The sequence below is a fragment of the Pseudoalteromonas sp. RB2-MNA-CIBAN-0110 genome (genome assembly GCF_040309305.1).
Classification (GTDB): Bacteria; Pseudomonadota; Gammaproteobacteria; order Enterobacterales; family Alteromonadaceae; genus Pseudoalteromonas; species Pseudoalteromonas arctica.
In genome coordinates this window covers 1-13,396 of record NZ_JBEOOQ010000036.1, presented here as the reverse complement: position 1 = coordinate 13,396, position 13,396 = coordinate 1, and the positions used below count along the sequence as shown (strand labels likewise).

Below are 13,396 nucleotides of genomic sequence, written 5' to 3'. Positions count from 1 at the left end.
ATAAATAATAATTTTTAATTAAAAAAGTGCTTATGCTTGGAAAGAAAAAATCAAACAATCAGGTCTTAATCGATATGGCAGAGAAACAAAAGCGTTATGAAGCCTTGGTCCACGTTTACAATAAAGAGCTTTATCGCTTTGCTTATTGGTTATGCCGTGATCCGCACATAGCAGATGATTTAGTACAAGAAACGTTTTTACGCGCGTGGCGTTCTCTCGACTCTTTACTTGATCAAAAGGCAGCTAAACCCTGGCTGCTTACTATATTACGAAGAGAAAATGCGCGCCGATTTGAACGTAAACAGTTTGATTACAGCGACGTAGAAAACGATACGCTTGTTGATGAAACCAGCCACTCATTAGATGATGAAATGGAGCAAACGGTTATCCAACGCCAGATTGCCCTGCTATCTGATGAATACCGAGAGCCATTATTACTACAAGTTGTAATGGGCTGCTCTGGCGAAGAGATCGCAGGCATACTTAATTTAAATAAAAACACGGTAATGACTCGTTTATACCGTGCCCGAAATCAACTTAAAGAGGCTTTAAGCCGTGATGATGAACAACTTAAAGGGGCATCAAAATAATGGATGAACTTGAGTTTCGTCGCCGCACTATTGCGCAGCCAAACGACATTGACAAGGAGCTCATGGAGTTTGCTAACAATAACCCAGAGCGACAAAGTTTTATTAACGATATGAAAGATTTTGATAAATTTATTCAAGACTCTTTAGATATACCTGTGCCTGAAAACCTTGCAGACCGCATTCTTTTAAACACATCGTTAAAAGAAAAAGCACTACAAGAAGAGCAAGCAACAGGAAAAAATGTAGTTGATGCCCGCTCGCGTTTTAAGCTTGACCGCGTGCATCTTGCATTAGCTGCATCTTTTGTAGTGGCTATTAGTGCTTTCTTTTTTAGTACAGAGCAAAATATTGCACACGAAGCGGGTGAGCATGCGCTTGCCCATGTGTACTACGAAATTAGTGCGCTTGATAAAAAAGAGCCCATTAGCCTACAAAGCGTTAACGACAAGCTTGCAGTATTAGGTGGTCATCTTGATGAGCTTCCTGGTGATGTAACTTACGCTATGTTTTGTGATTTTAAAGGCGAAAAAGGGCTACATTTGATATTTGAGTCTGACTTTGGTCCTATGACGGTATTTATAGTGCCTTCTGAAAATAAATCATTTGGTTTTGGCGATGATAATTTCAAAGACGAGCGCTTTGAAGGTCATATTAACCGAGGCTCACAAGCAGATACTATTTTAGTGGCAAGTGTTGGAGCACCTCTAAATACTTATAACGAACGCGTTACTGGCGCTATTCGTTGGCTTTAAAATAAACAAATTTACCGCTTAGTCTCTACTAAGCGGTTTTTTGATTATATACCTACCAATAAACCTTTTCTTTTATACTCAAAACCTCTGATTTTTAAAGTAATTAATTAAATTCATTAAGAAAGTAAATTATAATCGCGGCTCGATTTTAATTAGGGAATTTCATGAAGAACATCATCGTTATTTTTTCATTATTGGCATTATTATGTACTGCCAGTTTTGATGCACACGCACGTAAAAAGTTTGGCAGTAGTAAACGTGGACAAACTCCTGCAACACAACAAACAGCACAAAAACAAAAAGCAGATACAACAACCCCAACAGCAGCACCTAAAGCCACATCAAATAAAAAAGGCATTATGGCTGGCGTTTTGGGTGGTCTTTTAGCGGGTGGCTTAATTGCAGCAATGTTAGGCGACGATTTTGAAGGTTTTCAGCTATTAGAAATGATTTTATTAGCTGGCGGACTATTTATTTTATTTAAGCTAGTAACAGGCTTTTTACGTGCTAATCGTGCCCCACAACTTGCAAATGCCAGTGCAGATACAAGTGCTCAGCAAAATGCTTTTAAACAAGCACCAATCGAGCAGCCAATGAGTACAGGCTTTGCTAACAGCGCCCCACAAGGTGAAAGTGTCCCTTTTAATTTACCACCTAACTTTGACGTTAATGGCTTTTTGCAAGGTGCCCGTAGTCATTACCATACGCTACAAACTGCATGGAATAATGCCGATTACACCACAATGGCTGAATACTTAAGCCCTGCACTTGTTGCCGAATTTAAAGCTGAGCGTGAAGCTATACAGAGCGTAGACACTGAAGTAATGTTTATTGATGCCGAACTTGTGCGTGCAGATACAAATGCGCAATCGTGGCAGGTTAGTGTTCGCTTTAAAGGTAAGTACCGTGATTTAGGCGATAAAAAAGAACAGCCTATTTTAGAAATTTGGCACTTAGAGCGTCTAATTTCAGACGATGCTCCATGGCTAATAGTGGGTGTTGAAGATTTAATTGATACTCAATAAGCTTTTATTATTTTAAACACCGCGCTTTTTAGCGCGGTGTTTTTTATTTAAAAAACAATTGATTTACCGCGCCCTGATGCTTCAGAAGCGGCATCTAATTGACCATTTTTATTAATAATAACGTGTAAGTCACCAAAGTGTCTCTCGTCTATGGTGTAACCCATTTTTGTAAGCTCTGCTTTTACGCTATCGGTTAAACCTATGTGCGTTCTAATTATATTTTTAGGCCACAATTGATGATGAAAACGAGGGCTATTTACAACCTGCTCTGCACTCATATCAAACTCTACTGCATTTAAGATAGATTCGTACACAGAGCTAATAATGGTTGTGCCACCAGGCGAACCTGTCACCATTTTAACGGTGTTGTCTTTAAGTAATATTGTCGGTGTCATAGAACTCAACATACGCTTGTGTGGCTGTATTTCATTAGCTTTACCGCCTATTGCACCAAACACATTCATAACGCCTGGTTTGGCGCTAAAGTCGTCCATTTCATCATTTAAAATAAATCCCGCACCTTCAACAACTACACCGCTACCAAACCCTAAGTTTATTGTGGTGGTATTTGCTACAGCGTTACCCATTTTATCAACGATTGAAAAGTGCGTAGTTTGCTCACTTTCTTTAAGGCCCGGTTTAATATTTTCGGTAGTCGAGATAGCGGTTAACGAAATGCAATTACTGCGCTCTTTGAGGTAGTTAATATTAGTTAACGCGTTTACTGGAACATCAAAAAAATCAGGGTCGCCTAAATACTCTGCTCTATCTGCAAATACACGTTTACCTATTTCAGAAAGTAAGTGCACATACTGAGTCGAGTTATGCGCTAAGCCTGCATCTGGTTTTTGTAACTCATACATTTTGAGCCACTGTAAAATAGCAATACCACCTGAACTCGGCGGTGGCGAAGTAAGTACTTCATAACCATTCCAACTAGCTTTAATAGGTGTACGTGATTTAGCGGTATAATTTTTTAAATCATCTTGATTAATAATACCACCATGTAGATGCATAAATTTAGCAATAATATTTGCAGTTTCTCCTTTATAAAATCCATCTTGGCCGTTATCACGAATACGCTTTAGCGTTGCCGCTAGCTCTGGTTGCTTGAAAACTTTATTGGCTTTTACATCAGCAAAATATTTTTCAAAGTTTACATTTATTTTTTGCTCTTTTAGATGGGCTATATAATGGCTAACACCTTTTGCTAACTTAGGCGGAACTACAAACCCTTGCTCAGCTAACGTTACAGCAGGCTGTACTAGTGTTTCCCACTTTAAAGTGCCATGCTTTTGATGGGCAAGCCACATACCCGCTACACTGCCAGGTACACCGCTTGCGTGAATGCCATATATTGATTTGTTTGCAATAACATTACCTTGCTCATCTAAATACATATCACGATGAGCCGCTGTTGGCGCTGTTTCGCGATAATCTATAAAATCGCCTTTGCCATCTTTTTGAATAAGCATAAATCCCCCGCCGCCAATATTTCCGGCTTCAGGAAGCGTCACTGCAAGTACAAATTGTGCCGTAATAGCCGCATCAACAGCATTACCGCCTTGCTCTAATATACTTTTAGCAGCATCGGCACTGAACGAGTCAGGCATTGCGACCGCGCTTTGCGCTAAAGGCTGCGCCAAAACACTAAAAGTAGTGAACTGTAAAACCAGTACACTTTTGACGATTAATTTACGTGGTGAAAAAAACAATCCCATACAACATCCTTAATTTATTATTTTTGTTGCCCATATTAATGCACGTCATTTAAGGGCAGGTCAATCTTTATGCTGTTGATATTTAATCATCTTCAAACGTTTTTTGAATAAAGTACCGCAGGTAAGTCGCCTTGCTCATCTGTATGTGTATAGTTTTTTATAAATTGCAGGCCTAACTTTTTCATTATTGTTATAGAGGCCGTATTATCTTTTAGTGCAGTTGCGCTTATCGCCTTAACGTCATCTTGCTTAATGAGTTCATCACATAATGCTAAAGCCGCCTCGGTTGCATAACCATGCCCCCAACTCGCTTGTTTAAAGCGCCAGCCTATTTCAATATCACTGTAGTTTGGTGTATCAGTAAAAAAGCCCATAGGCCTTATTAATACCCAACCTATAAATGTATTGGTTTGCTTTATAGTGATACTCCACAGCCCCCAGCCTTTTAGCTCATTTCGATATGCGAGCATACGAGGCACTCCCTCATTTTTTATTTGCTCTAAAGAGGTAGGTACACCTCGCGTTAAATACTGCATTACGGCGGGGTCTTGGTCGAGTTCAAATAATTGAGGCCAATCACGCTCACTCATTAATTTAAAATTTAATCGTTTTGTTACGGGGGCGTTCATTTTCATTGTTGTATAGTCTGCCTCGAATTAATTATCAGTCTCTAAAGGAGATAGCACATGAATAAATTAGCAGGTTTAGCTTTATTAGGCACTTTAATTACATTAACTGGTTGTGAAGATGCCAACGAAGTAAAAGAAGATGCAAAAGATAAAAGCGCACAAATGCAAGAAAAGCTTGGTGATGCATGGAACGACGTTAAAGAGACAACTAACGATCTTAAAAATGACGAGTCTTTAAACGAGCTATTAGAGCAAAGTAAAACAATGGGCTTAGACATGTACGACGACGGCAAAGAGATTGCGGTTGATGCATGGATTAAAAGCAAAGAAGCTGCTGGCGAGTTAACTGAAAAAACTAAGCAGAAAGCGCAAGATATTGCTGACGAAATTGAGCAAGCGCGTAAAGAACATAACGAAGGTTAATTTAACTTTCGATAATAAAAAAGGAAAGCCTCGGCTTTCCTTTTTTGTTTTAAGCTATTTAGCCCTGATATGTGTTTACATATTTAGGGCTTATAAGCTCAAATTAACCTTTGTACTTACTCATAACTAAAGTCGCGTTTGTGCCACCAAAGCCAAAGCTATTAGACATTACAGTATTTAACTCAACATCACGACGCTCAGTAATAATATCTAAACCTGCCGCTTGCTCATCTAGCTCATCAATATTAATTGAAGGCGCTACAAAGCTGTGCTCTAGCATCAATAATGAGAAGATAGCTTCGTGAACACCTGCAGCACCGAGGGCATGACCCGTCATTGCTTTAGTTGCGCTGATCATTGGTGACTTACCACCAAACACTTCTTGAATCGCACCAAGCTCTTTAACGTCGCCTACAGGTGTAGATGTGCCGTGCGTATTTAGGTAATCAATACTGTCTACATCTTGCATAGCTTGGCGCATACAACGTGCTGCACCTTCGCCAGATGGAGCAACCATGTCGTAGCCATCTGATGTTGCACCGTAGCCAACAATTTCAGCGTAAATGTGCGCGCCACGTGCAAGCGCATGTTCAAGTTCTTCAACTACAACAATACCGCCGCCGCCAGATATAACAAAACCATCGCGATTTGCATCGTATGTACGAGATGCTTTTTCAGGTGTTTCGTTGTACTTAGTAGAAAGTGCGCCCATAGCGTCAAATTCCATTGCCAATGTCCAGTGTAGCTCTTCACCACCACCAGCAAATACAACATCTTGCTTACCTAATTGAATTTGCTCTACTGCATTACCAATACAATGCGCAGATGTTGCACATGCAGAGCTAATTGAATAGTTAACACCTTTAATTTTAAAGGGTGTTGCTAAACAAGCAGATGTAGTGCTCGCCATAGTACGTGGAACCATATAAGGCCCTACACGTTTTACGCCTTTTTCACGTAAAATATCAGCAGCTTCTACCTGCCATTTAGACGAACCACCGCCAGAGCCAACAATAATACCCGTGCGCTCATTTGATACTTGGTCGTCAGACAAACCTGAGTCTTCAATTGCTTGAGTCATCGAAATATAAGAATATGCAGCAGCATCACCCATAAAGCGCATTGCTTTGCGGTCAACATGTGCTTTAACGTCAATATCAATTTTACCCGATACGTTACTACGTAACTTATAATCGGCAAATTCTTGGTTAAAAGCGATACCGCTTTTGCCCGTTTTTAACGATTCTAATACTTCTTCTTTGTTGTTACCAATGCTTGATACAACACCGATACCTGTAATTACAGCTCTTCTCATGGGTAATTCCCTTAGCTTAATACTTAATTGCATTCTATTTTACGCGAATTTAATCACCTAAGTGGTCAGCTTTCTAGCGTACACTTGTACTCTGAACTGCTAGCTTATAAATAACGCCAGACTATTACAAAGAAAACCCGTAAAATAATTAAAAATATATCTATAAATTTAAAAAATTATGATTAAGAACGCACATAGTCACATTAATAATTTAGGTACACCTTTGACTAATGACTCCGGTGATATTTATTTTTCTAATGACGATGGCTTAGCTCAATCGCATTATGTGTACTATGAGCAAAATAATATAGATGTACGATTACAAAATCATGACCAATCACATTTTGTTATTGCCGAAACCGGTTTTGGCACCGGTTTAAACTTTTTAAATACGTGGCAACGCTTTAAAGACCACCTTGAGCGGATGCAAGTTCAAAATGAATGTGAAAAAAGCGTAAAACGCCTTCACTATATTTCGTTTGAAAAGTATCCCTTAACATTAACAGACTTAAAACAAGCATTAACCGCTTGGCCTACCTTAAGTTATTTTAGTGAGCAATTAACAGTAAACTACCCAATTAATTTAGAAGGATGCCACCGGCTCGAATTTAATAATGGCAGTGTTGTTCTCGATTTATACTTTGGTGATGCGCTTGAATCAATACAAGCAATGAGCTATCCGCAAACAGGAATTGTTGATGCTTGGTATTTAAATGGGCCTGAGCCAAGTAAAAATCCTGATATGTGGCAGCAAAGTTTATTTAACTCCATGGCTGATATATCAAGAGCTAATGCAACCTTATCGACTTTTACTGCCGCTGACTTTGTTCAACGAGGATTAATAGAGGCTGGCTTTAGTACTAAAAAAGCCAAAAATTTTAATCAAAAAGAAGATATGCTTACTGGCCAACTTAAACATGTTAATAACGCTCAATCAACCCCCGCTTATTTTAATCAAGATAGCAGTACTTTAAAAAATGTAGCGGTCATTGGCGGTGGTATTGCCAGTAGCTGTATTTTATACAGCTTGGCTAAACGAGGCATAACCAGCCAATTATTCTGCCAAGATGAAAAGCCTGCAATGGGGGCATCGCACAATGTGCAAGGCGCTATTTACCCTCACCTACAAGCTAAAAACTCGCCACACAGTGAATTGTTTGCACATAGCTTTTTATACGCAAAACGTTTGTATAACCAGTTACTCAAAAACGGCTTTAGCTTTGATTACGATTGGTGCGGCGTATTACAACACGCAGTGAAAAAACCTCTAGCTGATAAGCACGAAAACTTAGCACAAAAACAACTGTGGCCAACCCAGCTAATGCGTAACGTAACCGCAGAGCAAGGCGATGAAATAGCCGGCGTAACAACAGGTTATTCAGGCGTATTTTTTGAACAAGGCGGCTGGGTTAACCCGCCGCAATTAGTAAACGCTATGCTAAGCGCTGCAAATAGCATAAACCCATTTAAAAGCCTATTTAACTGCAATATAAAGCAGCTTAAAAAAACTGACAACGGTTGGTTTTTATTAACGAATGATGAGCAGCTAGGCCCGTTTAGCGATGTAATTATTTGTGCAGGTGAGCACAGCGATTCATTTGAGCAAACAAAAGCGCTACCTATAGTAGGCGTACGCGGTCAGGTTTCACATATTGAGGCAAGTGAGCAATCACGCAAACTTAAAACAGTGCTATGCCATAAAGGGTATTTTACCCCGGCTTATTTAGATCATCACTGTATGGGTGCCACATTTGAAAAAAACACTAAAAGCCGCCAAGTTACAGCGCTCGACAACCAATTAAACCAAGAGCAACTACTTAGCTTTTATCAGCAAAGTGAATTTGCCTCCACCCTTGGCAATATAAACTCGGCAAAAGCGGCTGTTCGCTGCACATTTATAGATCACCTACCAATGGCAGGGCAATGGTGCGAACAAAGTGATTACATAATGGCCTTTGCTAATCTACGCTTAGGTAAACGCTACCAATATGAGCAACTTAATAAACCACAACAAGGCCTACATATTTTCACCGGTTTTGGCGCACGCGCTTTATGCAGCGCACCGCTAAGTGCAGACCACCTCGTAAGTTGTTTAAATAACGAACCCCGTCCATTAAGCGAACGTGTAAGCCAAGCGATTCACCCAGCTCGGTTTATAGTGCGAGACTTAATTCGTAATAAAATTTAAATGACATTGGTGCTTATTGAGGTAAAATAAGTACCAATAAAAGGAATTTATTACTCAAAGGACCCTAATGAAAACTTTAGCATTTTTAATAATATTGCTATGCACTCTATCGTTTAACGCACTTAGCCAAAACGTCACTGAAATCCCACTTCCTGAAGAATTTGTTACAACGATGGACGTAGCAAGCGAATACCCAATGGTACGCACTGGTTATTTAACAGATTCAATTTCTGATATCACTCGCTTTTATCAGCAAAAATTAGGTGAACCTTTAAAAACAAATGGCAATAGTACATATCGCACTTTGTTTTATAATTACCAAGAACATAAAGTCCGTATTAGTCTATACCGCCGTAGTTATGTGACCGAAGTGAGTATAATGGTTGAATAAAAAGGTCTAAAAAAACACACCAAAAGCAGCTGATTTTAATACTCAGTTAAGCATCGCACTTTAATTAAAGTATTTTTTGAAATTAGCTCATTTAAACTCTTTTTTACCCTTTAAAAATAATCCCCTACCCCAAGGTCTGTTTGTAAGCACATTACTTTTACTATTTATTGGAAGGAGTTAATTATGAGTAAGACCCTAATTATTGGCGCAAGCGGACAAATAGGTAAAATGACAACTGAGCTACTTTTAGAAAATGAGCAAAATGTTGTGGCATTAGTGCGTGACAAAAATAAGTTAAGCGATTTAAACAGCTCTTTTTTAACTATTGTTGAGCAAGATCTTGAAGGCGATTTTGGTGATGCAATGAAAGGCTGTGACCAAGTGATTTTTGCTGCTGGTTCTGGTGGAAGTACAGGCGATGATAAAACTGTACTCATTGATTTATGGGCTGCAACAAAAGCAGCTACATTCGCTAAAGAGCACGGCGTTAATCACTTTATTATGGTCAGTTCGATTGGTGCTGACGATCCAGATTCGATTCAAGGTGATTTAAAACCTTACTTAGTTGCTAAGCATATGGCTGACGAGCACCTAATAAACAGTGGTTTAAATTATACCATTGTTCGCCCTGGTACATTGACTGACGATAGTGCTTCAATGCAAGTAACTACGCAGCAACCAAGTGATCGTTCAGAAGCTAAAATTAGCCGCGAAAACGTAGCCAATGCATTATTACATATTGCGACCAACTCATTTATTAGTAACCGCATTTTTAAGTTGTTTGATGGCGACAAGCCAATTAAAGCCGCTGTTAAATAAGCTTTAATACCAATTTAATTAAACGTATGAACAATTATTACAAAGAATATGTAATTCATCGATAAGGCAAAAAATTACAGTGTAGTCGCTCTATATCAGTAACTTTTTGGCGCAATGAATTATTTAATCCTCTTAAATAATTTATGTTTAATAAAATTAAATTTACTCCACTAAGCAAATTAGTGGAGTAATATTTTTATACCTTGCCAACCAAGTTGTAGCGTTAATAACGTTAAAACTATCCTAAAAATATGCTTAAATTTATCCCCAGACATCCTTTTAAGTAATTTAATTCCGAACCAAGTTCCTACAGCGCCACTTATTACCATGGCAATTACAAGCGGTATCCATTGCCAAAAACTAAAGCCAACAGCGCCATAAATTATCGCTTTTAATAAATGCTGCACACTCATAATGCTCGAAAACGTTGCCGTAAATTTTAACTTTTCGTAATTATTAATATATAAACAGCTACCAACTAATGGGCCACTTGCCCCCACAAACATAGAAATAAAAGTAGTTATTCCACCGGCGACCATACGCCACACCTTAGAGGTTAATTTTATAGGTGGCGTTTTACCCCACAGTAAATAAATAACAAAAATAGCGACCACTAACTTCATAGCATCAAGCGATATATCATCAATAACAAAACTTGATAACCCCGCCCCTACTAAGCCGCCTAACGCAAAATATACAAACATGCTTTTATCAATATGCTTAAAGCTGAGTAAAAACCTATTTGCATTAGAGCCAAGCTGTACTAAACCATGCACAGGCACAACAACTGCCATTGGCATAAACGACGCCATAACAACAAGCAGCATTAATCCGCCACCAGCACCAAATGCAGCAGATATAAAAGAAGTAAAGCCAGCGGTGATCATTAACAATAAAAACAAAAATAAAGACATGCTGTCGGGAAATAAAAAATCCATAAAACTCCACTGCCTATTTAAGTACTTTTAAGTACTTTTAAGTACTTTTAAGTCGCAGTATTTAAATAGTAAAAAAGGTACTAAACACATTTAGAGAAACTTTATCAGCTTCTATCTCGTGCTATGTACTATGTTGCGTTGTTTTTGCACTTTGTTTGCACATTTAACAAATATTATACATTCAACTTCATTACCGGATATTTTTGATGAGAAGATTTAACACACCAATTTTGACACCGCTTGCAGTGTGCATACTCGCACTGGGTTTAGCTGCCTGTAACGGTAGCGATGCTGAAAGTACCGTCGTAACTGAAACAACCACCGATGAGGGAACTACAACAGATACTTCAACCGATTTTGTTGTAGAAGTCGACCCTTTTAACTTTGAAAGCGATGCGCTCATTTCATCAATTACCACTCAAACATGTACGCTAAGTAATGGCGATGAAGCCTCATGCTACAAAATTGATATTGCCGGTGCGCCTTCAAATTACGAGATTGGTGTATTTTGCCCTCAAAATATCACCTCAACAGCTGACGAAGCCGGTATTTGGTTTGATGGTACCGGTGAGGTTTACGATATAACCGGAGACTTTATTTTAAATCTACCAACATTATATAACGATAGTCATTGGCAGCTATACGACGAAGGTACAGGCCTTGTAAATGTAACCGACACACAAGAATCGTGTGATGGCGCTGCACGTCCAAACGTAGAAGAACAATACCAAAACCACTGCGTAGAATGCTCTATTGATTATGTTGATGGCGGTATATCAGAATCATTTTTAATTCCAATAACGCCTGTTGCAACCACTCAAAATAGCAGTATTGGTAACGCTAATGTAGGTGTTGCTCTCAATGGTGTTGTACTTGCTGCACCCGCGCCTGTTGAGGCTATTTTAGGCGCATACACTATTGCAGCCTTTGATGATTGCGCTGGCCATATTAACTTAGTAGCAGGCTATCACTACCACGGTGAAGCAGGTTGTAGCCAAACACAAATTCAATCAGACGGTCATGCCGCCATGATGGGTTATGCACTCGATGGATTTGGTATATTTGGCATGCTTAACGAAGATGGATTAGAACCCACTGATTTAGACGAATGTAGAGGCCACACCGACGATACACGCGGTTACCACTACCATGCAGCCGATGTATCTGAAAACATGTTTATTGGTTGTTTTAAAGGTGCTACCGCAAGATAACTCGCATTCTGGCTAAATAATTAACTGAGATACTAATGAAAATATTTAACGTGATAAAAGCACTAACCACTGGCTTTTTACTTGCTGCCTCATGCTCAGCGCTAAGCCATGCAGGCCACGGCTCAAACGCGCCTTGGGAAGCATGTGAAGCAAAAGCCATTAATGAAGATTGCAGCTACACAAGCCATGATAAAAAAGCGACAGGCACATGCCAAGCAATGAACAAGGTGCTTATGTGCGTTCGAAATAAACCACTTGAAACATTAATAGACATAGCAACCCAACCAGCAAGTGATCAAAAGCAACCTGTAAAATCACTCGCTAAACGATAAAGTAACAGCTACACGCCAAAGCCTTAACGCTGTTTGTTAAGGCTTTTTTAATCGCAAATCATTAGAAAGCATACCCTTTATCTGTTAAGTTAGCTTTGTGTATCAAATAATAAAAATAAAATTCCAAAAATGGAATTACACAAGCAAGGTACTAACGTGAGCGCTACATTTAAAATTGTTTTTAATGGTCAGTTATATCAAAATACTGACCTTACCTCTGCCCAAGAACAACTCAGCCAACTTCTTAATATTCCTCATAATATTGTTATTCAGTTATTTGATGGAAAAGCTTACGCTTTAAAAAAAGACTTATCGAGTATTGATGCTGTTAAAACAGAATCCTCACTTAAAAAGCTAGGTTTGATTACTAAAGTAGAACCTCAACTCATTACTGTAATCTCTCAATCTCAAAATAATCAAATAGCACTCACTGAGCACAGTAAAAATACAGATAAACACATTAGTGAAAGTACTAACGACAAAAGTACCTCAATACAAAACGAACGCCTAGATACAGGCGAAGCCCCTAATACAGCTGCAGCTATTAAGCAAAGTTATAATAAATATAAACTACTGCGTAACACTTTAAAAAGCGCATTGTACTTTTGCTATAGCGCACTTTGTATTATTACCTTAGTAGGTGTAGTGATCAGTGTTAATGCACTTAAAAACAACTTTGGCACTCTAAATAACACAACTACAAATAACACAACTACAAACAACTTAAGTTACCAAAACTATAAACAATATTTGATTGATCAAAATAGCCTAAATCAACCAACACAAAAAGTAACAAACGAGCGAACAGCTAACCCTACACAGCAAAAAAGTAATGAGTACTTTAGTCGCTTTTCATCACTAATAAATAGCTACGCGCAAAGTACAGGACAAGCTGATATAAAAACGATGGGGGGTGATAAATTACAACAGCACCTACAAGAAATAGATGACCTAGGCCCTAGAAATGAATTTTGGCAGCAACTGATTATCTAGCGTCAATTAACTTGGCCGGTTCCGCGTCAATTATCGTGGCCGGTTGACACCGAATTTCATTTGCTCTTA

Annotated in this window: 14 protein-coding genes; 10 read left to right on the top strand and 4 right to left on the bottom strand. The window is 38.8% G+C overall.

Translation table 11 applies throughout. The features are described from left to right. Nucleotides 1–32: 32 nt before the first annotated feature. The 3 genes from AAEY68_RS15940 to AAEY68_RS15930 all read left to right on the top strand — a co-directional run bounded on the left by AAEY68_RS15940 (nucleotide 33) and on the right by AAEY68_RS15930 (nucleotide 2,367). Nucleotides 33–590, top strand: coding sequence for a sigma-70 family RNA polymerase sigma factor (locus tag AAEY68_RS15940; RefSeq protein WP_032827217.1), 558 nt, complete (start codon nucleotides 33–35; stop codon nucleotides 588–590). Continuing rightward, nucleotides 590–1,342 carry a DUF3379 family protein gene (locus tag AAEY68_RS15935; protein ID WP_007582005.1) on the top strand — a complete coding sequence of 251 codons (753 nt, stop codon included), beginning with the start codon at nucleotides 590–592 and terminating at the stop codon, nucleotides 1,340–1,342. Before AAEY68_RS15940 ends, AAEY68_RS15935 begins: the two co-directional genes overlap by 1 nt. A gap of 164 nt (nucleotides 1,343–1,506) precedes the next feature. Beyond that, a complete protein-coding gene (locus AAEY68_RS15930) occupies nucleotides 1,507–2,367 on the top strand; it encodes a Tim44 domain-containing protein (protein WP_024593915.1) in 861 nt (286 codons plus the stop codon). 47 nt (nucleotides 2,368–2,414) lie between these two features. On the opposite strand, the gene ggt is transcribed toward AAEY68_RS15930, so the two are convergent. Together ggt and AAEY68_RS15920 are read right to left on the bottom strand one after the other, a co-directional pair. Then, nucleotides 2,415–4,088, bottom strand: coding sequence for a gamma-glutamyltransferase (ggt, locus tag AAEY68_RS15925; protein WP_024593916.1), 1,674 nt, complete (start codon nucleotides 4,086–4,088; stop codon nucleotides 2,415–2,417). 92 nt (nucleotides 4,089–4,180) lie between these two features. Further along, the gene (locus AAEY68_RS15920) at nucleotides 4,181–4,723 is read right to left on the bottom strand and encodes a GNAT family N-acetyltransferase (RefSeq protein ID WP_024593917.1); all 543 of its coding nucleotides are present in this window, start codon (nucleotides 4,721–4,723) and stop codon (nucleotides 4,181–4,183) included. Between the two features lie 51 nt (nucleotides 4,724–4,774). Between AAEY68_RS15920 and AAEY68_RS15915 the strand changes: the two genes are divergently transcribed. Next, the gene (locus tag AAEY68_RS15915; RefSeq protein ID WP_024591652.1) at nucleotides 4,775–5,140 is read left to right on the top strand and encodes a hypothetical protein; all 366 of its coding nucleotides are present in this window, start codon (nucleotides 4,775–4,777) and stop codon (nucleotides 5,138–5,140) included. Nucleotides 5,141–5,243: 103 nt separating this feature from the next. Here the strand turns inward: AAEY68_RS15915 and fabB are convergent, their stop codons facing one another. Beyond that, a complete protein-coding gene (gene fabB / locus AAEY68_RS15910; RefSeq protein ID WP_007582000.1) occupies nucleotides 5,244–6,455 on the bottom strand; it encodes a beta-ketoacyl-ACP synthase I in 1,212 nt (403 codons plus the stop codon). 178 nt (nucleotides 6,456–6,633) lie between these two features. Between fabB and mnmC the strand changes: the two genes are divergently transcribed. From mnmC to AAEY68_RS15895, 3 genes are all read left to right on the top strand, one after another. Beyond that, a complete protein-coding gene (gene mnmC, locus AAEY68_RS15905; RefSeq protein ID WP_024593918.1) occupies nucleotides 6,634–8,643 on the top strand; it encodes a bifunctional tRNA (5-methylaminomethyl-2-thiouridine)(34)-methyltransferase MnmC2/FAD-dependent 5-carboxymethylaminomethyl-2-thiouridine(34) oxidoreductase MnmC1 in 2,010 nt (669 codons plus the stop codon). Nucleotides 8,644–8,710: 67 nt separating this feature from the next. Further along, nucleotides 8,711–9,034 (top strand): hypothetical protein, encoded by a 324-nt coding sequence (locus AAEY68_RS15900; protein ID WP_024593919.1) that lies wholly within the window; start codon nucleotides 8,711–8,713, stop codon nucleotides 9,032–9,034. Between the two features lie 183 nt (nucleotides 9,035–9,217). Then, entirely contained in the window at nucleotides 9,218–9,853 is a 636-nt protein-coding gene (locus AAEY68_RS15895) for an SDR family oxidoreductase (protein ID WP_007581997.1), read from the top strand. Nucleotides 9,854–10,032: 179 nt separating this feature from the next. On the opposite strand, the gene AAEY68_RS15890 is transcribed toward AAEY68_RS15895, so the two are convergent. Next, a complete protein-coding gene (locus AAEY68_RS15890; protein ID WP_024591657.1) occupies nucleotides 10,033–10,791 on the bottom strand; it encodes a sulfite exporter TauE/SafE family protein in 759 nt (252 codons plus the stop codon). 206 nt (nucleotides 10,792–10,997) lie between these two features. On the opposite strand from AAEY68_RS15890, the gene AAEY68_RS15885 reads away from it, so the two are divergent. The 3 genes from AAEY68_RS15885 to AAEY68_RS15875 all read left to right on the top strand — a co-directional run bounded on the left by AAEY68_RS15885 (nucleotide 10,998) and on the right by AAEY68_RS15875 (nucleotide 13,327). Beyond that, entirely contained in the window at nucleotides 10,998–12,002 is a 1,005-nt protein-coding gene (locus tag AAEY68_RS15885) for a YHYH protein (protein ID WP_024591658.1), read from the top strand. A gap of 35 nt (nucleotides 12,003–12,037) precedes the next feature. Further along, a complete protein-coding gene (locus tag AAEY68_RS15880) occupies nucleotides 12,038–12,334 on the top strand; it encodes a hypothetical protein (protein ID WP_024593920.1) in 297 nt (98 codons plus the stop codon). A 156-nt stretch (nucleotides 12,335–12,490) separates the two neighbouring features. Further along, on the top strand, nucleotides 12,491–13,327 hold the full coding sequence (locus AAEY68_RS15875) for a hypothetical protein (RefSeq protein WP_350586346.1): 837 nt from the start codon (nucleotides 12,491–12,493) through the stop codon (nucleotides 13,325–13,327). Nucleotides 13,328–13,396: the final 69 nt, after the last annotated feature.